Here is a 19,106-nt window from a genome sequence, read left to right on the forward strand (position 1 = left end):
AATGAAAAAGAACCACTCTCGAATTGGATTTACCCTTTCCCTGCTTGCCCATACAGGCGTTTTTGCGGGGATTTGGTTGATGGTGTCTCACCCTTCAACACGTCCTGCAGCAGAAGATGTGTCAAGCATTTCTATGGAAATGATGGCTGCAATTCTAGAGCAACCTGCAGTCGCTATCGCCGCCGATGATCCTATTGAAGAAGAAAAAATCGAGGAATTGCTCCCAGAGCTTGATCCTATTCCTGAACCGCTCCCTGAACCACCAAAACCGAAAGCGAAACCAAAGGAAGAACCTAAAAAACCAGAAAAGCCCAAAGAAAAAGTAAAAAAAGTGGTTAAAGCGAAAGAAAAAGGTAAAAAACCACAGGAAGGCGTGGTTGCTAAAGCTATCCCAGATGCTATACAAGGCACAAAAGAGCAAATTGGCATAAAAAATGGGAACCCAAATGGCACAGGAATATCAAATGGTACTTCATCTGGCGGTATGATTGACGTTTATCGAAGTCAGCTACAAAAGTCCTTACAACGCTATGCAATGAACTCTTATCCCAAAAGGGAACAACTGATGCGTAGAGCAGGTGTGGTAACAATAGCCCTATCAGTGGATTCTACAGGACAAGTGGTTAATGTAACAATTACTCATTCATCTGGTAATGAGAATTTAGATAAAGCGGCAGTGAGAGCCGCCCAATCGGTAAAAATGAAAACCGCCCCTCCAGCAGGCTTTCCAAACAGATTAACTGTACCAATTAGGTTTTCAATTGATTGATTATAAATTCGAGGCCAGCTTTTAAAATACTAGGAGCGAGTTTACTAGTCTCAGTTTTTCATTTTAATACTATTTTCTTTCTATTATCTAAATAGCTTGATAAGAAAATGCATTTTGGTAGTTAAACTGACGCCAAGCTTCATAAACAATAACCGCAACGGCATTAGATAAATTCATACTGCGACTATCTTTACACATTGGTATACGGATTTTCTGATCTGTAGGGAGACTATCTAGAATAGATTTCGGTAATCCTCGACTTTCAGGTCCAAAGAGCAGGAAATCACCTACTTGATAAGAAACTTGATTGTGATTTTGTTGACCCTTTGTCGTCAGTGCAAAGAGACGTTTGGGTTTTGCTTGAATAAGAAATTGTTCAAAGTTTTGGTATTTCTTGATATCGACAAATTCGTGATAGTCTAATCCTGAGCGGCGTAGCTTTTTGTCGTCCCAAGTAAAGCCAAATGGCTCAATCATATGCAAGCGAAAGCCACTGTTCGCACAAAGACGAATGATATTACCGCTGTTTTGAGGGATTTCTGGTTCAAATAATACGACATCTAACATAAATAGATTAAACTTAATAAAATACGATAGGATATTGAGATGGCGCACCCGAGAGGATTCGAACCTCTGACCGCTCGGTTCGTAGCCGAGTACTCTATCCAGCTGAGCTACGGGTGCGTATTTTCTAGAATTGTAACCTTTTAATTTACAAACAAACCATTTCAACCGAATAGAGTAAAGCCAAAATGGCGCACCCGAGAGGATTCGAACCTCTGACCGCTCGGTTCGTAGCCGAGTACTCTATCCAGCTGAGCTACGGGTGCGTAATAAATTAAATGGCGGTGAGAGAGGGATTCGAACCCTCGATGGAGTTTTTGACCCCATACTCCCTTAGCAGGGGAGCGCCTTCAGCCTGCTCGGCCATCTCACCAGTCATTGGTTTGCGAGGCGGAATATTACTAGGATTAAAAAATAAGTCAAACGCTTTTTTAGGGAAAAAATACGTTTTGACTAGTTCATAGTCAAAATGCTCTATTTTTAGTATGTGTGTGTATAAATTGATAGCATTGAGCATTCTGACTATAGATACCAATTAATCCCTAAAGTTATCAAATTGGAATGGCTGCCCCAAATCTGCATTTTTCACCAATTGAATAACCGCTTGTAGGTCATCTCGTGATTTACCTGTTACTCTAACTTGCTCACCTTGAATTTGCGTTTGTACCTTCAATTTTGATTCTTTGATGAGCTTGGTGATCTTCTTCGCCATCTCCGTTTCAATGCCTTGTTTTAATTTAATTTCCTTACTGTAAAGCTTGCCACTATGTTCACTTTCAGTAGGGATATCCAGCGAAGCACTATCAATATTGCGTTTGATACAAGCACCAATCAATACCTCAATAAGTTGTTCCAATTGGAAATCCGATTCTGTTGTAATCTTAATGGTTTCATTTTTTTCATTCAGTTCAATTATGGCTTCCACACCACGGAAGTCATAGCGGGTGCTAACAACACGATTAGCATTTTCTACCGCATTACGCACTTCGTGAAGCGTAATTTCAGACACAATATCAAAAGATGGCATTTTATGATTCTCCTAAATGATTAAATAGCTGTTGAGCGTTTAACAATAACGCTATTGCAGTTAAGTCTCCGAAATTGACCGCTACTTTTGCTTGTTCTTGTACTTTCGGTTTTGCATGTAATGCCACGCCTAAAGCTGCTGTGTGGAGCATCGCTAAATCATTAGCACCATCGCCGACAGCCACCCACTGCTGGGTAGGGATATTAAATTGTTGTGCTAATGCTTGCAAGGTATCCGCTTTAAATTTTGCATCAACAATTCTGCCCCTCACCTCTCCTGTCATTTTCCCACCACAAATTTCTAGCGTATTAGATTCCGCTGCATCTAGTTGATACTTTTCTTTTAAATAATCAGCAAAATAATCAAACCCACCTGAAGCAATGGCTAATTTCCAACCGTTTAGCTTCAGGATAGCGACCATTTGCTCAAAACCGTCCATTAGCGGTAAGTTTTTACGCACTTTTTGCAAAATATTTTCAGGGGCATTTTTTAATGTTGCAACACGGCGACGTAGGCTTTGTTCAAAATCCAATTCACCACGCATCGCTTGAGCAGTAATCGCTGAAACTTGATCACCTGTACCAGCTAACTTGGCAATTTCATCAATGCATTCAATTTTTATGATTGTGGAATCCATATCCATTACCAATAAACCAGCTTGAGATAATGTTGGATATGAGTTTAATTCGCCAAAGTCAGCAGCAATATTGTGTGCTTGCTGGCGTAGGCAAGCGGTTACATTGCCATCAAAAAATGCAATGGCATAGTCTAAATAACGACTGATTCCACACAATTTGGCATTCGCTTCCTTGGCAAAATGATGTACTTGTGATTCAGAAAGGGTCTTAGAATAAAGAAAATAAATTGACATATTTCACTCTTGATAAAAGGGAATTGCAAAAGGTATAGAAAAATAATAAGGAAATTTGTTCTTGCTGTCCACTTTATGTGTGAGTTGTTCATTTTGATTTTTCTCGCTAAAATCCCCCTTCTGCTCAAGAGGAATTTTATGCAATACACTCGTGAAAAAATTGTTAAAATTGGTATCGTCTTTGTAACTTTACTTGTTTGCATCACTGTAGTTGGTGTAATCTTAACTGGCATAAACCAATTTAAGTTTGCTTCCCAACTTGCCAGCATTAACCAAGTTTCAAATTTATCGCATTTATTGGTTAGTCAGCAGGCAAAGCTATTTTCATTAATGCTCATAAAAGAAGCTAAAACAGATGAACTCACTGAATCATTAGACATCTTTGCTCAAGAGAACTTTATTATTGATGCCAACCTTTATTCAGATTCAGGTGTGCTGATTGCTCAAAGCAAAAATGCAACACCTTTTCCCGCAGCGGCTCGCCAAAATACACAGAATACGCAACAAATTGTCGAGCCAATTTTCAATCAGCAGGAATTAATTGGTTTTCTGCGGGTTACTTTTGACAGTCAATATGCACAGACCTCTCAATATGCCGTCAATACACTTTTTCACCTCCTTTATGGAGAACTTATCATTCTATTTTTAGCAGGAGGTATATTTGTCAGTAGTTTTTATGGCTTCCCTCACAAACGCCGCATATTGCTTCAACCATTAATAAAATCGTCTACCCTCAATCCAACATACAGTGGCAAAAGTAACATTCAGCGTTTTTATTCACGCCGAAGGGCTTTTCGTCACAAGTGATTGTAATTCGGACGAGTCGGAGTATAATACCCAGCGTTTTGCCAATTGGCATCTGTTTATGTAAACAAATTAAAGAGGAATAAATGGCTAAAGAAGACTGCATTGAAATGCAAGGAACGATTTTAGAAACCTTACCTAACACAATGTTTCGTGTTGAACTTGAAAATGGTCATATTGTTACCGCACATATTTCAGGAAAAATGCGTAAAAACTATATCCGTATCTTAACAGGTGATAAAGTAACCGTTGAAATGACCCCTTACGATCTAAGCAAAGCCCGAATTATTTTCCGAGCAAGATAATCAATTTCTCATCAACATTAGATCTAAGAACAACCCTATAGTAGCGGAAACGGAAGTAATTGACTTCCGTTTTTACTATCTCTCTGCCAATAACCATTCGATAGATTGTTTTAATAGCTGAGTGCCTTTAACAGTTAGAATGGATTCAGGGTGAAATTGGAAGCCGCAGATAGGCAATGTGTTATGGCGAATAGCCATCACGATATTGCCAAATGTGGCGTTTACTGTTAATTCTGTGGGGAGTTCATCGCCCATTAGTGAATGATAACGAGCAACTGGCATTGGATTATTGAGACCTGCAAACATTGCTTGGTTGTCGTGTTCAATCTTAGAGACTTTTCCGTGCAAAACGGTGCCTGTATGTACTACCTTCCCACCAAGTGCCTCAATAATGGCTTGGTGTCCTAAGCAAATACCGATGATTGGTACATTTTCTTTTAATTTTTTGATGATTTCTAGCATATTTCCCGCTTCTTGAGGAGTACCTGGTCCTGGTGAGAGTGCTACTAGACTATCTGGTGTGGAAAGTGCTTTTTCACAGAAACTTTCAAGAGGGTAGTCGTTGCGAAAGACGGTAACGGTATGCCCCAATTGGCGAAATTGATCCACAAGGTTGTAGGTAAATGAGTCGAAATTATCGATAAATAGAATGTGAGCCATCATTACTCCTTAAGTGTTGCCGCATTTAATGGTAAGTGCATCTATACAAGCGGTCATTTTTTGTTTGATTTTTGTTATTTGCCGTTTACTTGCCCAATTGCTTTTAATACAGCTCTTGCTTTGTGGCGAGTTTCATCTGCCTCAAGTTGTGGATCAGAATCAAGTACTTCGCCACAACCTGCTTGGACGTATGCAAGACCATTTTGGACGAATGCAGATCGAATAACGATACAGGTATCCAAATTGCCATCTGAAGTTAAGTAACCGACTGCACCACCATAGCTATGGCGTTTTTGCTTCTCAAATTGATAAATGAGTTGCATCGCTTTAATTTTTGGTGCGCCTGTGAGCGTTCCCATATTCATACAGGCTTGGTAAGCGTGCAAGGCATCAAATTCTGGACGCAGTGTACCAATAACACGAGAAACAAGGTGCATAATATGCGAGTAGCGGTCAATTTGCATTAAATCTGCTACCTTACGAGAACCAGATACACATACACGAGCTACGTCATTGCGGGCGAGATCCACTAACATTAAATGCTCTGCAAGTTCTTTTTGATCCAAACGCAGTTCTAGCTCCAAACGGGTGTCTAATTCGGGATCAATATTACCTTGCGAATCAAATCCACGAGGACGAGAGCCTGCAATGGGGTAGATTTCTAATTGGCGATTATACTCAGAATATTTTAATGCACTTTCAGGCGAGGCTCCGAATAGGGTAAAGTCGTTACCTTGCATAAAAAACATATAAGGGCTTGGGTTATTGATTTTTAACTGACGATAAGCTGCTAAACGATTTGGGCAAGGTATACGAAAACGGCGAGATGGCACAATTTGGAAAACATCGCCAATATGGATATGGTGTTTGAGTTGATTAACGATGTCTTTAAAATCGTGATCGCTAATTTCTGCAATGGCCTCACTTTCTGCCTTTTCTAAGTTGAGGTTAAATGTCATTTGTTGGTAATTTGCTAATTTTTTAGCGAAATCGACCGCTTGTTGATTTAATTGTGCCTGTTGATTTGAATTAAAGCAGAAAGTGTGTAAGGTCGCAGTTTGATTGACGTGATCGACAAAAACGAGCTGTTCTGCTAAATAGAAGCTGTAATCATAACAATGCAAACCGTCATCATTAAATTCAATATTCTCCATTGGGATAAAATTTGCCACCAAATCGTAACTGAATAATCCGCCTAAATAGACAGGTTTTTCTTGCTGGGAAAATAACTGACGGACACAACGTAAACCATCAAAGATAGTCGTCGTTTTCAACTTGCAATCTTCATCTATATTGGCAGGTACATCAGGAAAAATCGCTTCCAAGCGGTTAGTTTCTGGTAAATTTTTGCAAATTGGTGCAGGATTAAGTTGTTGTAATGCGGCTTCAATCAGAGGGAGAACAGGCAGTCCATTTTCCGTTAAAGCCTCAAATGTAACGTGATTTTCATCGCAGAAAATATGTACGGCAGAGCGTGCAAAGAGTAAACTTTTAGTGCTGTTTTTACTTTGGATTTCGGCGGAATCAAGCAATAAAGTGTATGGCTCTTCACCACAGAGGTGGTAAAACATTGCAGTAGTATCTGCATAATAAGGAAGCTGCGTCTGCTGAATATGTAACATTATATTATCCCCCAATTGAATTTTTGTACTATTAAACTAGTACAAGTATGTATAGTCAAGTGGTTTTTACATTTTATGCCGTTTAAATGATTTCCTACTCCAAAATCATCATTGTCGCCAACAACGTAAAACGCTAAATTTGTGCTATACTTCTTAGGAAATTTCATTCATCTTTTGCAAAACTGGTATAAGAATAAAAGGAAATAAAATGATTGATCAAAATTTACTGCGTACACACCTTGATGAGGTTGTGCATATTTTAAAAACCAAACGTCAATTTGAACTTGATAAACACCGTGTGAGTGTCCTTGAAGAGCAACGTAAAGCATTGCAAATTCAATCAGAAACTTTGCAAGCAGAACGAAATAGCCGCTCAAAAAATATCGGTGCTGCAAAAGCTCGGGGGGAAGATATTTCAGCACTGTTAGCTGAGGTCGATTCAATGGGGAATGAATTAGCATTGGCAAAAACAGAATTAGACAAAATCCAAGCTGAGATTAGAACTTTACTTGTTAATATTCCGAACTTACCTGCCGATGATGTGCCTGTAGGAAAAGATGATAGTGAAAATGTGGAAATTGCACGCTGGGGCGAGCCTCGCCAGTTTGATTTTGAAGTAAAAGATCACGTTACGCTCGGCGAAAATCTACAAGGTTTAGATTTTCCAGCTGGGGTAAAATTGGCAGGCAGCCGCTTTGTGGTGATGAAAGATAAAATTGCCCACCTTCACCGTGCATTAGCTCAATTTATGCTGGACTTACATACGCAACAACACGGCTACATAGAAACTTATGTGCCATATTTAGTCAATCACGATAGTTTATTGGGTACAGGACAGTTACCAAAATTTGGCGAGGATTTATTCCATACCCAACCGTTAGAAGGGCAAGATCCTAATGCACTACAAAAACCTTTTGCATTAATTCCAACCGCAGAAGTGCCTGTTACTAATCTTGTGCGAGATGAAATTCTAGACGAAGATACATTACCACTCAAATTGACTGCACATACGCCTTGTTTCCGTGCTGAAGCAGGATCTTATGGAAGAGATACGAGAGGGTTAATTCGTATGCACCAATTTGATAAAGTTGAGATGGTACAAATTGTTGCACCTGAAAACTCAATGCAAGCCCTAGAAGAGCTGACAGCACACGCTGAAAAAGTCTTACAGTTACTGGAGCTTCCGTATCGAAAAATGCTACTTTGCTCTGGCGATATGAGCTTTAGTGCAACAAAAACATACGATTTGGAAGTTTGGTTGCCTGCACAACAAACCTATCGTGAAATTTCATCTTGTTCAAATATGGGGGATTTCCAAGCTCGCCGAATGCAAGCACGTTGTCGTGTTAAAGGTGATAAAAAAACACGTTTTGTACATACTCTCAACGGCTCTGGGCTTGCTGTTGGTCGTACTCTTGTTGCTGTGCTTGAGAATTACCAAAATGCTGACGGCTCAATTACTGTACCACAGGTTTTACGTCCATATATGAATGGATTAGAGCTTATTCAGTAATTTTATTATTCGACTTCCTTCTGTCTATCTTTGCAAGCACGGCAAGCGATCAAAAGCAGGCAGAGAAATGGTTAACTATTTTTCCATCAAAAAGTTGAAAAAGAAAATTTTCTCCTTATAATGCTTACTCTTTGGTGTTAAGTTTTACTTAACTTTTTATTATTACATATGGTATCAAGCAGCGGGCTTCCAAGCTTGATGGCGATATGGCTTCTTTAGAGGTTTTCCAATGAAACAAGGTATTCACCCTAACTATGTAGAAATTACTGCAACCTGCTCTTGTGGTAATGTTGTAAAAACACGTTCAACCGTAGGTAAAGATTTAAGCCTAGATGTGTGCGGTAACTGCCACCCATTCTATACAGGCAAGCAACGTGTTGTTGATACAGGCGGTCGTGTAGAACGCTTCAATAAACGCTTCAGCATTCCAGCGACGAAATAATATCGGAAATTACATTGCCCTTTCTTTGATAAAGAAAGGGCGGTTGTTTTTCAGTAGGTTTATTATGAAAGTGCTTTTTTTGCATAAGTCTCTAATAATGGGTGGCGTGGAGCGTATTCTAGTAAATTATTTAAACCTATTAAAAGACGAGTCTCACCTGGAGATCCACTTACTCCTAGATAATAAACCTCAAGACGACATTTTTAGTTCCCATATTCCACATAATATCAAGACAACCTATTTTTTCGATAATGCTTACTTAACTTATCGTAATAAATTATACATAGAAAGAAAACTCTCTATCCAAAAGAGGTTGAAATATAAGTGGTTGAACTTTAAAGAGAAAAGATATAGAAGAAAACAATTATTAAGCATTATTTCTAAAAATAATTACGATATTGTGATTAACTTTAGTGAACATTTTCATCGTTTTCTAGATTTTAATAAGATAGATTGTCCAATAGTACGTTGGCAGCATGGGGCATTATCTATAGATGATAAAATTAAATTCCAAACACAGATTCATTCCTTAAATAAATACGACTATATTGTTGCTATATGCCAAGAAATGGCGGAACAGATATTAGAAAATAATGAAATATCCAAAGAGAAAGTAAAATTAATCTATAATCCAATCAATTATAAAAATTTATATGCACTTGCAGAAAACCATTCTATTACTGATTCTCATCTCATAGAACAAGCCTCAAATAACGAGCCATTTTTACTGCAAGTATCAAGACTAGACCCAAGAAAACGCCACGAATGGTTAATTCAAGCTTACGCTAAATTAGTAAAGAAAGGTATTAAAGAGAAACTTTATATTATTGGTGGAGGCGAAATATATAAAGAGTTATATGATCTTATAAAATCACTTAATTTAGAAGAATATTGTTTTTTATTAGGTCAATTAAATAATCCTTACCCTTATATGAAGAATGCTAAACTATTTTTACACACTTCAGAAACAGAAGGTTTTTGTACAGTGTTAGTTGAAAGTTTAGCATTTAATGTTCCTGTTGTGGCAATGAATTGCCCAACAGGCACAAAAGAGATTCTTAACAATGGAAAATGTGGTGCACTTACCCCATTGGGTGATATAGATAAATTCGTTGAAGAAATTTACCATCTACTGACTTCAGAGAATCGGCTAAATGATTGTAGACAGGAGATAATTAAACATATCTCTAGTTTTGGTGAAGATAAAATCAAATATGATTTTTTAACATTATTAGATAGTATTCATAACCAGTCTTAATATAGGTCTTTTATTATGCCCCCTATTTTTATCATCAGCCTAAAAAACTCTCCTCGTAGAGAAGTCATTGCTCAACGTTTATCTGCTTTAGGTCTTCAGTTTGAATTTTTTGATGCGGTTTACGGTAAAACATTACCACACGAAGAATTAGCAAAAGTGGATTATGAATTTTATCCTAAAAATTACAATGCTCAAAAAACGCTAACTTTGGGTGAAATTGGCTGTGCGATGAGCCATATTAAACTATATGAACATTTGGTAAAAAATAATATAGAGCAAGCGATTATTTTAGAAGATGATGCGATTGTCTCTCTGTATTTTGCAGATATATTTAATGATGCACTTCGCAAAATATCCCCGAATTTTGATATTTTATTTTTAGATCATGGCAAAGCTAAAATCTATCCATTCCCTAAAAATTTAGTGGAAAGATATAGATTGGCAAAATACATCAGACCATCAAAATACTCTAAGCGAACCATTATTAGAACCACAGGCTATTTACTAACTTTAAATGGTGCAAAAAAATTATTGAAGCAGGCTTATCCAATCAGAATGCCTGCTGATTTCTTAACTGGTTTATTGCAATTAAATCAATTAAATGCGTATGGTATTGAGCCTTCTTGTATTTTTGGTGGAGCGGTTTCTGAAATAGATCAACAAGAAGATAGGTATAAATAAGAATGAGTATAAAAGCAATATTGCGAAATATACGCATTATTATGGGTAAATTTTTTATTGATAAGTGGTCAATTTCGCAGCCTATTCAGCAACCAATTAGAAAAATCTTATTTATGCGACAAGACGGCAAAATCGGTGATTATATTGTCAGTTCTTTTGTCTTCAGGGAAATTAAAAAACATTCACCTGATACGCATATAGGCGTGATATGTTCCTATAATAATGCCTATATGTTCGAAAAAAATCCCCATATTGACCAGCTCTACTTAGTTAAAACGAAAAGTATTATTGATTATATTCGTTGTGGTAGATCGTTGGCGAAAGAAGAATATGATGTTGTACTTGATCCGACTATACAGTTACGCAATAGGGATTTGCTACTGCTGCGTTTGATTTGTGCCATATATTATGTTGGAGTAAGAAAGCAAAATTATCAATTATTTAACTTTAATATAACAAACAGCCAGCAGCATTTCTCTTTAATTTATAAAGATATGTTAGCATTATTAGATATTAAGCCTATTTCATTAGAATATGACATACCTTGTGCCAAGCAAGAAAAAGAAGAGGTAAAACAATTCTTAGCTGAAAAGAATTTAACGGATTATATTTCAATCAATTTCTTTGGTGCTGGAAATACAAGGCGATTAGATAAAGATAAAATGCAAGAATTACTAAATACTTTAACAAAATCCACAAAACGTCCTATCGTATTACTGGCTATACCATCAGAAATAGAAATATTAAAAGCATTATCAAAACAGTACAATCATATCTTTGTATATGAAAAAACCAAAAATATTTTCCACACCATTGAGCTTATTCGACATGCTAGCTTATTAATTTCTCCAGATACCTCAACTGTACATATTGCGGCTGGATTGCAGAAAAAAATAATCTGTTTTTATAGTGCTGATGAAGATAATTTTACACATTGGCACCCTAATAATAAAAATAAAACTGTTATATTAAGATTTAATAAAAATATTAATGAAATTGATTTTACTACACTCGATCCTAAGTGGCTAAATTAGATGGAATTCCAAAGTCTTAAGCTATTTCTAGATATTGCACGATCTCAGAGCTTTATTCGTAGTGCAGAAAAAAACCATATGAGTGCATCTACATTATCTCGCCATATTCAGCGGCTTGAGCAAGAACTTGGACAACCACTGCTAATTCGAGATAATCGCCACGTTTTACTAACTGAAGCGGGCAAGCTCTTTTTATATTTCGCTGAACAAGGTTGGGCAAATTGGCAACAATTGAAACAGAAATTAAATCCTCAAATTTCGACACTTGAAGGTGAACTGAAACTTTTCTGTTCTGTTACTGCCTCTTACAGCCATTTGCCCCAGATCTTGGCAAAATTTCGTCAAGTCTACCCCAAAGTGGAAATTAAATTAATTACAGGTGATCCCGCTAAATCGTTAAATTCGATCCAATTGTTACAAGCCGATCTTTCTTTGGCTGGTAAGCCTCAAGCATTACCTAATAGCATCGCATTTCACTCTATTGATGAGATTACACTGTCGTTAGTTGTGCCTCGGATTGCCTGTTTAGCCACCCAACTCTTACAAGAAGATTACATTGATTGGCAAAATATTCCCTTTATTTTGCCTGCTGATGGTCCAGCTCGTCAGCGTATAGAACATTGGTTTAAATTACAAAAAATTAAACAGCCCAAAATTTATGCGGTAGTAGAGGGGCACGAAGCTATTGTGCCAATGGTTGCTGTCGGCTGTGGCGTAGCATTGCTTCCTGATGTGGTTGTTCAACATAGCCCTGTAAATAATCAAGTCTCTTATTTTACTTTAACATAACCTATAGAAGCCTTTGAACTTGGTATTTGTGTACAGAAACGTCGCCTACAAGAACCAATTATTCAGGCATTTTGGCAGGTTTTATCTGATCTAGATTAAAATATTTTACGGCGTATTTTGATAATATAGCCTTTGCCGTAACTTGTTCCACTTTAAATTATCCATATCACTTTGTATGAAATGTTCCATTTTAGAAGGAGAAAACCAATGAAAATTGTTGAAGTTAAACACCCTCTTATCAAACATAAAATAGGGCTAATGCGAGCCTTTGATGTCAATACTAAAGACTTCCGAGAGCTGGCAACTGAAGTGGGAAGTTTACTTACTTATGAGGCCACTGCTGATTTAGAAACGGAAAAAGTGATCATTAATGGCTGGAACGGTGAGGTTGAAATTGAGCGAATTAAAGGCAAAAAAGTAACGGTTGTGCCTATTTTACGAGCTGGATTAGGTATGATGGACGGTGTATTAGAACATATTCCAAGTGCAAGAATCAGTGTAGTGGGTATTTACCGTAATGAAGAAACGCTTGAACCCGTGCCTTATTTTACAAAGCTCGCTAATGATGTGGAAGAACGCCTTGCGATTATTGTCGATCCTATGTTGGCAACAGGTGGCTCAATGATAGCAACGATTGATTTACTGAAAAAAGCAGGCTGTAAGCAAATTAAGGTTTTAGTTTTAGTCGCTGCCCCAGAAGGAATAAAAGCACTAGAAGCCGCTCACCCTGATATTGAACTTTATACTGCTGCAATCGATAGTCATTTAAATGAAAATGGATATATTATCCCAGGGTTGGGCGATGCTGGCGATAAAATTTTTGGCACGAAATAAAACCAATCCGAACAAAAAGCCTCCATAAGCGGTTTGATTTTAATAAATTTTTGCAAATCGCCATATTGAATAAACTAAAACAGGGCGTATGAAATACGCCCTTATTATTTTACTCGACATCATCAACACTGTTTATCAACTCTTTTGGTATTTCTGGCGGATTTTCACATAACCAATTTGCCAAATGAGCGTAATCAGACAAGCTTAGGTTTTCTGCTCTAGCATTTAAATCAACACCGAGTTTCGTGAGCTGCTCTGGAGAGAACAAGGCTGAAAGTGCATTGCGTAAGGTCTTTCTCCGTTGGTTAAATGCTTGAGTGGTTACACGATTAAGCCAGTAAATATCTTTAACAGGGTGGGGTAAGACTTGATGTGGCATTAAGCGAACCACCGCAGAGTCTACTTTTGGAGCAGGTTTAAATGCCGATGGTGGAACTTCTAAGACAGGCATTACTTGACAATAATATTGTGCCATAATCGTGAGGCGACCGTAGGCTTTACTATTGGGGGCGGCACAAAGTCGTTTTACGACCTCTTTTTGCAACATAAAATGCATATCTTGAATAATATCGTGAAATTTAAACAGATGAAACATTAATGGTGTTGAGATGTTATAGGGTAAATTGCCGAAAATTCTCGCTTTTTTTCCATCAGATAAATTAAGCTCATTGAAATAATGGTGAAAATTAAACTGAAGTGCGTCCTGTTCAATGACCGTCAGTTTATGGTTAAGGAAAGGGTGGTGGCGAAGACGCTCAGCTAAATCTCGGTCAAGTTCAACCACGGTAAGACTCTCAACGCTTTCTGCAACAGGCTCCGTTAAGGCACCAAGTCCAGGTCCAATTTCAATTAAAAGTTGATCTTTTTGTGGAGCAATGGCCGCAACGATATTATGAATAACATTTTGATCGTGGAGAAAATTTTGTCCAAAGCGTTTACGAGCGGTATGTCCAAGATGCGTTTTTGAGTTTGAATGCATAATTTCCCTAGCTAAATAGTTTTTTCTGCTAAATAAGCGGTAAGTTTTCCGCTATATTTTGCAATAATAGGAACGAAAAGAGCCTTGCAATATTGCAAGGCTTAAAAAATCGTAATGAATTAAAAATATTTGATTGTTGCTTTTTGTTTAAGTGATTTAATCCAATCTTCTTCAAACGTTTTTATCTGCTTGTTGATAAGTTGTTCATACGCTTTTTGTAGATAAGCTTGTTCTGTTCTATCGCCTTGACGAGTATCAGCTACCTTCAAAATATGCCAACCAAATTGCGATTTAAAAGGTTTTGAAATAACACCGATTTTGCTTTTCTCTGCGACTTGAGCAAATTGAGGATCGTAGATGTCTAAGAAATTCCACCCCAAATTACCACCATCTGCACCAGAAGCATAATCCACCGAGTATTTTTGGGCTGCTTGTTCAAAACTTATCTGATTACCATTAATTTCTTTTAAAAGATTATTTAATTTTGCTTTAGCCTGTGAGTCATTCAGAATAGGGGTGGTTTTTATTAAAATGTGGCTAATCTTATATTCCGTACCTTGTACTTTTTTTAGCTTTCCTGTTTTTTTCGCTTTGTCTAATAATTCTTTCGATAAATTTTGAACATCTTTCGGAGCAACTTGCAAGTTCTTGCTAATAGTGGCATTACGAACTTCTTGCATTAAAATTTGATGAGCAAATTGATCACGATATTGATCAAGTGTAATTCCTTGGTAATCTAATGCGTCAAGGAATTGACCAAAAGTTAATCCATTTTCGATAGCGATATTTTCAATCATTTGATTGATATAGTCATAATTGACAGTAATACCAGATTCTTGAACGGCACGTTGGAATAAAAAACTATCGATAACTTCTTCTAAAGCCTTTTTGAGATTAGTTTTATTATTTGTTCTTCCGTTTAACGCCTGTACTACTTGACTTTGCATAATTGGAAAGCCATCAACGGTTGCCACAACACGTTCTTCCGCTAAAGCCTGTTGCATCAGTGCAAGTAGAGCAAAAATCGTAATAAAAAACGATTTAATTAATGTAAATTTCATATTTTTTCCTAAATTGAAAAAGAATAACGCTACTTAGAGCAATATATTGAGTAAGAGTTCCCATTGATGAAAAATCTAGCTAGAAAAAGTAGAACTCATCACTGGGAACTCAGCACAACCTGATAAATACCATCGTAGTCTTGTGTTCTGACCTGAACCTTTTCTGTTCGAGCGGTGGGGATATTTTTGCCAACATAATCCGCTCGAATCGGCAACTCACGATGTCCTCTATCTACAAAAATAACCAGCTCAATTTTAGCAGCTCGCCCAAACTCCAGCAAGGCATCTAATGCAGCTCGAATGGTTCGTCCTGTAAACAGCACGTCATCAACTAAAATTACGTTCTTACCTTCTAAGCTCAAGCTCACATCAACGCCTGCATAGATAGGATCTTTTTGAGACATATCCAAATCATCACGGTAAAAAGTAATATCTAATGCCATTATTGGTAACTGAATGTTGGTCAGTTGTGCAATTCGCTGCTGGAGCAGCTGTCCAATATTTGCCCCCCTGCGTTTAATTCCAACTAATACCACATCATTTAAATCACGGTGCTTTTCGATGATTTGATGCGAGATTCTTGAAATTGTTCGTTGAAATTGCTCTGTATCAATAATGATTTTTTCCATTATTTTTCCTATACCCTTGTTTTTCACTACCCTTTTTCTATTCCCCTTATTTCTGATTAGACTGATAATATCTCAAATTTATAATCCTTGAATTTTTTTTATCACATTAGTGGTAGAGCAGCCATTTTCAAAATTGAGTACTCGCACATCGCCACCGCTTGCCCAAACTTCTTGGCTACCTGCAATTTCGTGCGGTTGATAATCGCCCCCTTTTACCAGTAGATCAGGCAATATTTCACTAATGAGACGCTGTGGTGTTTCTTCTTCAAATGGAACAACCCAATCAACGGAAGCCAGTCCTGCCAGCACGGCCATTCTGGATTCAAGATCATTAATTGGACGTGATTCACCCTTCAAGCGTTTAACTGATTCGTCAGTATTCACCGCCACAATTAAGCGATCACCCAATTTGCGAGCATTTTCCAAATAAGAAACGTGTCCAGGGTGAAGAATATCAAAACAGCCATTCGTCATTACGATTTTTTCACCACGCTGTTTGGCTTGAGCAACCCATACTTTTAGCAACTCTTCACTGACTACGCCAAATCCTGTCTCACTACGTTGGTGAATGGCTTGCTCCAACTCGCTGATAGTTAGCGTTGAAGTGCCTAATTTCCCCACAACAATACCTGCTGCCGCATTGGCTAAGTAGCAGGCTTCTTCAAGAGGGCGTCCGTCAGCAATGGCTATCGCTAATACGCTAATCACCGTATCACCTGCCCCTGTTACATCAAAAACCTCTTTTGCCTGAGTCGGTAAATGGAAAGCTGGCTGATTTGGTCGTAAAAGCGTCATTCCTTTTTCAGAACGGGTAACCAACAATGCAGAAAATTCATACTCTGCAATCATTTTTAACCCTTTTTCAATAATGTCTTCTTCGCTCTCGCAATGCCCAACGACAGCTTCGAATTCTGACATATTGGGAGTTAATAGTGTTGCACCACGATAGCGTTCAAAATTAGTCCCTTTTGGATCGATCAATACTGGCACGCCTGCTTGTCTAGCTATTTGAATCATCTCTTGGACAGCATTCAGCGTACCTTTACCATAATCCGATAAAACTAATGCACCGTAAGCGGTCAGTTCTGCATTTAATTTTGCAAGCAGTGCTTGGCTGCTCACATCGTGGAATGTTTGCTCAAAATCAAGTCTCAATAATTGTTGATGGCGAGATAAAATGCGTAGTTTGGTGATGGTTGGGTGACTTGCTAATGCAACACAATGATTTTTGATTTGATGGGCATTTAATAACGTGTCCAACGCTCGCCCTGCATCATCTTGACCAATTAAGCCGTGTAATGCGACAGGGACGTTTAAACTCGCAATATTCATTGCAACATTTGCCGCACCGCCAGCCCTGTCTTCATTCTCTTGCACTTGTACTACAGGCACAGGGGCTTCAGGGGAAATACGGTTTGTTGAACCAAACCAGTAGCGATCAAGCATCACATCGCCAAGTACAAGCACCTTAGCTTGAGTGAATTGAGGAGAATATTGCATCATCGATTTTTACCTTTAAAATTTTTATTATATTGAGTAGCGGTGAGTTTTTGCGAGTTTTTGCAAAAACGCCAACATTGGTTTCATATTACCTGTTTCGTAAAATTTGGCCATTCGGCTATCATAGCTGCGTTTGCTGCTAGCTGGAATGCTAGCAGGCGGCTTAGCACCGCCTTTGGGATTATTTTTTACTCTTCTTAATAAATTTCATTAAGCGCTTACGCTTGCGTAATTGGCTTGGCGTGAGTTTATTACGTCTGCCTGCAAAAGGATTATTCCCCTCTTGGAATAAAATCCGAATCGGAGAGCCAATAATTTTGAGACTTTTGCGGAAATAATTAGATAAATAGCGTTTATAAGAATCCGCCAGTTTCTCTATTTGATTGCCGTGAATCACAATAATTGGCGGATTGTAACCACCAGGGTGGGCATATTTCAGTTTTACTCGGCGTCCATTGACTAATGGCGGCTGATGTTCATCGGTGGCAAGCTGCAAAATTCGAGTAAGCATTGAGGTGGTCATCTTTTTGGTTGCACATTGGTAGGCCTCTTGAATAGAGCCAAACAAATTACCTACACCACTGCCGTGCAATGCAGAAATAAAATGTACTCGAGCAAAATCAATAAAATCAAGGCGGCGATCAAGTTCAGATTTAACATTATCTTTCACATCTTGAGATAAGCCGTCCCATTTATTGACAACAATAACCAGCGATTTACCTGCATTTAAGATAAAACCAAGTAACGATAAATCTTGATCAGAAATACCATCACGAGCATCAATCGTCAGTAACACCACATTCGCATCTTGAATGGCTTGCAATGTTTTGATTACAGAGAATTTTTCAACGGTTAGATGTACCTTTCCTCGTTTACGCACGCCAGCCGTATCAATCAATGTATAGGCTTGCCCATCTCGCTCCATTGGAATGTAAATTGAGTCTCGAGTTGTCCCTGGCATATCGAAAACAACCACTCGTTCTTCACCTAAAATACGGTTGGTCAGTGTTGATTTTCCAACATTTGGACGCCCCACAATGGCAATTTTGATCTTTTTATCTTCTAGAGCTTGTTCCTGTGCCAAAACATCATCAAGTAGGGCAATATCTTCTTCGTTAGTGACATCAAAATCGTTATCCCACTCATCTTGCACATCTTTTGCACTCTTTTCATCACATTCGACCGCTTCTCCCTGCCCATTGTCTTTGGAAAGTTCCGCTTGCTTTGTCAGCGTTTCTGCTAAGGGAGCAAGTACGGATTCGATTAATTGAGTAACGCCACGCCCTTGTGCTGCTGCAATCGGTTCAATATGCCCTAAACCCAACTGATAGAATTCAGCAATATGGGAATCCGCATCAATACCATCTGTTTTATTAGCGACGACGACGGTGGTTTTATCTCGCTGGCGTAAATAGTGTGCGATGCCAATATCCGCAGGTAACAAGCCTGCCCGAGCGTCCACTAAAAAAAGTACGACATCGGCTTCTTCTATCGCAAGCAGAGATTGCTCTGCCATTTTTTCTTCAACACCCTCTTCCGTGCCATCAATACCGCCTGTATCTATCACGATAAAGTCGTGTCCTGCAATGTGTGCGTGTCCATATTTGCGGTCTCGAGTTAAACCAGCGAAGTCAGCAACGAGTGCATCACGAGTGCGAGTTAAACGGTTAAATAATGTGGATTTTCCCACATTGGGTCTGCCAACAAGGGCAACAACAGGAGTCATATCAAAACCTCAATAAAATTCGATTTGCAAATTGTTTG

The 19,106-nt window shown here is 38.2% G+C and carries 19 protein-coding genes, 3 tRNA genes and 1 pseudogene; 10 read left to right on the plus strand and 13 right to left on the minus strand.

The window, feature by feature from the left end; all coding sequences use genetic code 11:
* The first annotated feature begins 1 nt into the window (after position 1).
* A complete protein-coding gene (locus tag EV693_RS06645; protein ID WP_132501587.1) occupies positions 2-769 on the plus strand; it encodes an energy transducer TonB in 768 nt (255 codons plus the stop codon).
* A gap of 87 nt (positions 770-856) precedes the next feature.
* Here the strand turns inward: EV693_RS06645 and trmL are convergent, their stop codons facing one another.
* The 6 genes from trmL to serB all read right to left on the minus strand — a co-directional run bounded on the left by trmL (position 857) and on the right by serB (position 3,231).
* Positions 857-1,336 (minus strand): tRNA (uridine(34)/cytosine(34)/5-carboxymethylaminomethyluridine(34)-2'-O)-methyltransferase TrmL, encoded by a 480-nt coding sequence (gene trmL, locus EV693_RS06650; protein ID WP_132501588.1) that lies wholly within the window; start codon positions 1,334-1,336, stop codon positions 857-859.
* Positions 1,337-1,376: 40 nt separating this feature from the next.
* A tRNA-Arg gene (locus tag EV693_RS06655) sits at positions 1,377-1,453 on the minus strand.
* Between the two features lie 69 nt (positions 1,454-1,522).
* Positions 1,523-1,599: transfer RNA gene (locus tag EV693_RS06660), tRNA-Arg, on the minus strand.
* Positions 1,600-1,612: 13 nt separating this feature from the next.
* Positions 1,613-1,706: transfer RNA gene (locus EV693_RS06665), tRNA-Ser, on the minus strand.
* Between the two features lie 162 nt (positions 1,707-1,868).
* A complete protein-coding gene (locus EV693_RS06670; RefSeq protein ID WP_132501589.1) occupies positions 1,869-2,360 on the minus strand; it encodes a YajQ family cyclic di-GMP-binding protein in 492 nt (163 codons plus the stop codon).
* A gap of 1 nt (position 2,361) precedes the next feature.
* Positions 2,362-3,231, minus strand: coding sequence for a phosphoserine phosphatase SerB (gene serB, locus EV693_RS06675; protein ID WP_132501590.1), 870 nt, complete (start codon positions 3,229-3,231; stop codon positions 2,362-2,364).
* A 138-nt stretch (positions 3,232-3,369) separates the two neighbouring features.
* Between serB and EV693_RS06680 the strand changes: the two genes are divergently transcribed.
* Both EV693_RS06680 and infA read left to right on the plus strand, forming a co-directional pair.
* Positions 3,370-4,038: a YtjB family periplasmic protein gene (locus EV693_RS06680; protein ID WP_132501591.1), complete on the plus strand. Its 669-nt coding sequence runs from the start codon at positions 3,370-3,372 to the stop codon at positions 4,036-4,038.
* A gap of 83 nt (positions 4,039-4,121) precedes the next feature.
* Positions 4,122-4,340: a translation initiation factor IF-1 gene (gene infA, locus EV693_RS06685; protein WP_005705342.1), complete on the plus strand. Its 219-nt coding sequence runs from the start codon at positions 4,122-4,124 to the stop codon at positions 4,338-4,340.
* A gap of 75 nt (positions 4,341-4,415) precedes the next feature.
* On the opposite strand, the gene EV693_RS06690 is transcribed toward infA, so the two are convergent.
* Positions 4,416-5,000 carry an aminodeoxychorismate/anthranilate synthase component II gene (locus EV693_RS06690; protein ID WP_132501592.1) on the minus strand — a complete coding sequence of 195 codons (585 nt, stop codon included), beginning with the start codon at positions 4,998-5,000 and terminating at the stop codon, positions 4,416-4,418.
* Between the two features lie 74 nt (positions 5,001-5,074).
* Complete coding sequence (trpE, locus tag EV693_RS06695) at positions 5,075-6,625, minus strand: anthranilate synthase component I (RefSeq protein ID WP_132501618.1); 1,551 nt, start codon at positions 6,623-6,625, stop codon at positions 5,075-5,077.
* Positions 6,626-6,830: 205 nt separating this feature from the next.
* Here trpE and serS point away from each other — a divergent pair, with 205 nt between their 5' ends.
* The 7 genes and pseudogenes from serS (at position 6,831) to upp (ending at position 13,173) form a co-directional block, all read left to right on the plus strand.
* On the plus strand, positions 6,831-8,135 hold the full coding sequence (gene serS / locus EV693_RS06700; RefSeq protein ID WP_132501593.1) for a serine--tRNA ligase: 1,305 nt from the start codon (positions 6,831-6,833) through the stop codon (positions 8,133-8,135).
* Between the two features lie 229 nt (positions 8,136-8,364).
* Entirely contained in the window at positions 8,365-8,577 is a 213-nt protein-coding gene (gene rpmE / locus EV693_RS06705) for a 50S ribosomal protein L31 (protein ID WP_132501594.1), read from the plus strand.
* Between the two features lie 64 nt (positions 8,578-8,641).
* The gene (locus tag EV693_RS06710) at positions 8,642-9,835 is read left to right on the plus strand and encodes a glycosyltransferase (protein WP_132501595.1); all 1,194 of its coding nucleotides are present in this window, start codon (positions 8,642-8,644) and stop codon (positions 9,833-9,835) included.
* A gap of 15 nt (positions 9,836-9,850) precedes the next feature.
* Positions 9,851-10,516, plus strand: coding sequence for a glycosyltransferase family 25 protein (locus EV693_RS06715; RefSeq protein ID WP_132501596.1), 666 nt, complete (start codon positions 9,851-9,853; stop codon positions 10,514-10,516).
* A gap of 2 nt (positions 10,517-10,518) precedes the next feature.
* On the plus strand, positions 10,519-11,550 hold the full coding sequence (locus EV693_RS06720; RefSeq protein ID WP_132501597.1) for a glycosyltransferase family 9 protein: 1,032 nt from the start codon (positions 10,519-10,521) through the stop codon (positions 11,548-11,550).
* Positions 11,551-12,438: pseudogene (ilvY, locus tag EV693_RS06725) on the plus strand (HTH-type transcriptional activator IlvY).
* A gap of 108 nt (positions 12,439-12,546) precedes the next feature.
* Positions 12,547-13,173, plus strand: coding sequence for a uracil phosphoribosyltransferase (gene upp / locus EV693_RS06730; protein ID WP_132501598.1), 627 nt, complete (start codon positions 12,547-12,549; stop codon positions 13,171-13,173).
* Between the two features lie 109 nt (positions 13,174-13,282).
* On the opposite strand, the gene rsmA is transcribed toward upp, so the two are convergent.
* From rsmA to der, 5 genes are all read right to left on the minus strand, one after another.
* Positions 13,283-14,155, minus strand: coding sequence for a 16S rRNA (adenine(1518)-N(6)/adenine(1519)-N(6))-dimethyltransferase RsmA (gene rsmA / locus EV693_RS06735; protein ID WP_132501599.1), 873 nt, complete (start codon positions 14,153-14,155; stop codon positions 13,283-13,285).
* A gap of 116 nt (positions 14,156-14,271) precedes the next feature.
* Positions 14,272-15,213 (minus strand): peptidylprolyl isomerase, encoded by a 942-nt coding sequence (locus EV693_RS06740; RefSeq protein ID WP_132501600.1) that lies wholly within the window; start codon positions 15,211-15,213, stop codon positions 14,272-14,274.
* 98 nt (positions 15,214-15,311) lie between these two features.
* Positions 15,312-15,842: a bifunctional pyr operon transcriptional regulator/uracil phosphoribosyltransferase PyrR gene (gene pyrR / locus EV693_RS06745; RefSeq protein WP_132501601.1), complete on the minus strand. Its 531-nt coding sequence runs from the start codon at positions 15,840-15,842 to the stop codon at positions 15,312-15,314.
* Positions 15,843-15,920: 78 nt separating this feature from the next.
* Complete coding sequence (gene hldE, locus EV693_RS06750) at positions 15,921-17,345, minus strand: bifunctional D-glycero-beta-D-manno-heptose-7-phosphate kinase/D-glycero-beta-D-manno-heptose 1-phosphate adenylyltransferase HldE (RefSeq protein ID WP_132501602.1); 1,425 nt, start codon at positions 17,343-17,345, stop codon at positions 15,921-15,923.
* A 178-nt stretch (positions 17,346-17,523) separates the two neighbouring features.
* Positions 17,524-19,068, minus strand: a complete 1,545-nt coding sequence (gene der / locus EV693_RS06755; protein ID WP_132501603.1) for a ribosome biogenesis GTPase Der — start codon at positions 19,066-19,068, stop codon at positions 17,524-17,526.
* Between the last annotated feature and the right edge of the window lie 38 nt (positions 19,069-19,106).

The organism is Nicoletella semolina, assembly GCF_004345745.1.
Taxonomy (GTDB): domain Bacteria; phylum Pseudomonadota; class Gammaproteobacteria; order Enterobacterales; family Pasteurellaceae; genus Nicoletella; species Nicoletella semolina.

Excerpts from the sequence above, each read along its gene's own strand:
- EV693_RS06645 (WP_132501587.1), top strand. The coding sequence starts at position 2 with ATGAAAAAGAACCACTCTCGAATTGGATTTACCCTTTCCCTGCTTGCC.
- trmL (WP_132501588.1), bottom strand. The coding sequence starts at position 1,336 with ATGTTAGATGTCGTATTATTTGAACCAGAAATCCCTCAAAACAGCGGT.
- EV693_RS06670 (WP_132501589.1), bottom strand. The coding sequence starts at position 2,360 with ATGCCATCTTTTGATATTGTGTCTGAAATTACGCTTCACGAAGTGCGT.
- serB (WP_132501590.1), bottom strand. The coding sequence starts at position 3,231 with ATGTCAATTTATTTTCTTTATTCTAAGACCCTTTCTGAATCACAAGTA.
- EV693_RS06680 (WP_132501591.1), top strand. The coding sequence starts at position 3,370 with ATGCAATACACTCGTGAAAAAATTGTTAAAATTGGTATCGTCTTTGTA.
- infA (WP_005705342.1), top strand. The coding sequence starts at position 4,122 with ATGGCTAAAGAAGACTGCATTGAAATGCAAGGAACGATTTTAGAAACC.
- EV693_RS06690 (WP_132501592.1), bottom strand. The coding sequence starts at position 5,000 with ATGGCTCACATTCTATTTATCGATAATTTCGACTCATTTACCTACAAC.
- serS (WP_132501593.1), top strand. The coding sequence starts at position 6,831 with ATGATTGATCAAAATTTACTGCGTACACACCTTGATGAGGTTGTGCAT.
- rpmE (WP_132501594.1), top strand. The coding sequence starts at position 8,365 with ATGAAACAAGGTATTCACCCTAACTATGTAGAAATTACTGCAACCTGC.
- EV693_RS06710 (WP_132501595.1), top strand. The coding sequence starts at position 8,642 with ATGAAAGTGCTTTTTTTGCATAAGTCTCTAATAATGGGTGGCGTGGAG.
- EV693_RS06715 (WP_132501596.1), top strand. The coding sequence starts at position 9,851 with ATGCCCCCTATTTTTATCATCAGCCTAAAAAACTCTCCTCGTAGAGAA.
- EV693_RS06720 (WP_132501597.1), top strand. The coding sequence starts at position 10,519 with ATGAGTATAAAAGCAATATTGCGAAATATACGCATTATTATGGGTAAA.
- upp (WP_132501598.1), top strand. The coding sequence starts at position 12,547 with ATGAAAATTGTTGAAGTTAAACACCCTCTTATCAAACATAAAATAGGG.
- EV693_RS06740 (WP_132501600.1), bottom strand. The coding sequence starts at position 15,213 with ATGAAATTTACATTAATTAAATCGTTTTTTATTACGATTTTTGCTCTA.
- pyrR (WP_132501601.1), bottom strand. The coding sequence starts at position 15,842 with ATGGAAAAAATCATTATTGATACAGAGCAATTTCAACGAACAATTTCA.
- hldE (WP_132501602.1), bottom strand. The coding sequence starts at position 17,345 with ATGATGCAATATTCTCCTCAATTCACTCAAGCTAAGGTGCTTGTACTT.
- der (WP_132501603.1), bottom strand. The coding sequence starts at position 19,068 with ATGACTCCTGTTGTTGCCCTTGTTGGCAGACCCAATGTGGGAAAATCC.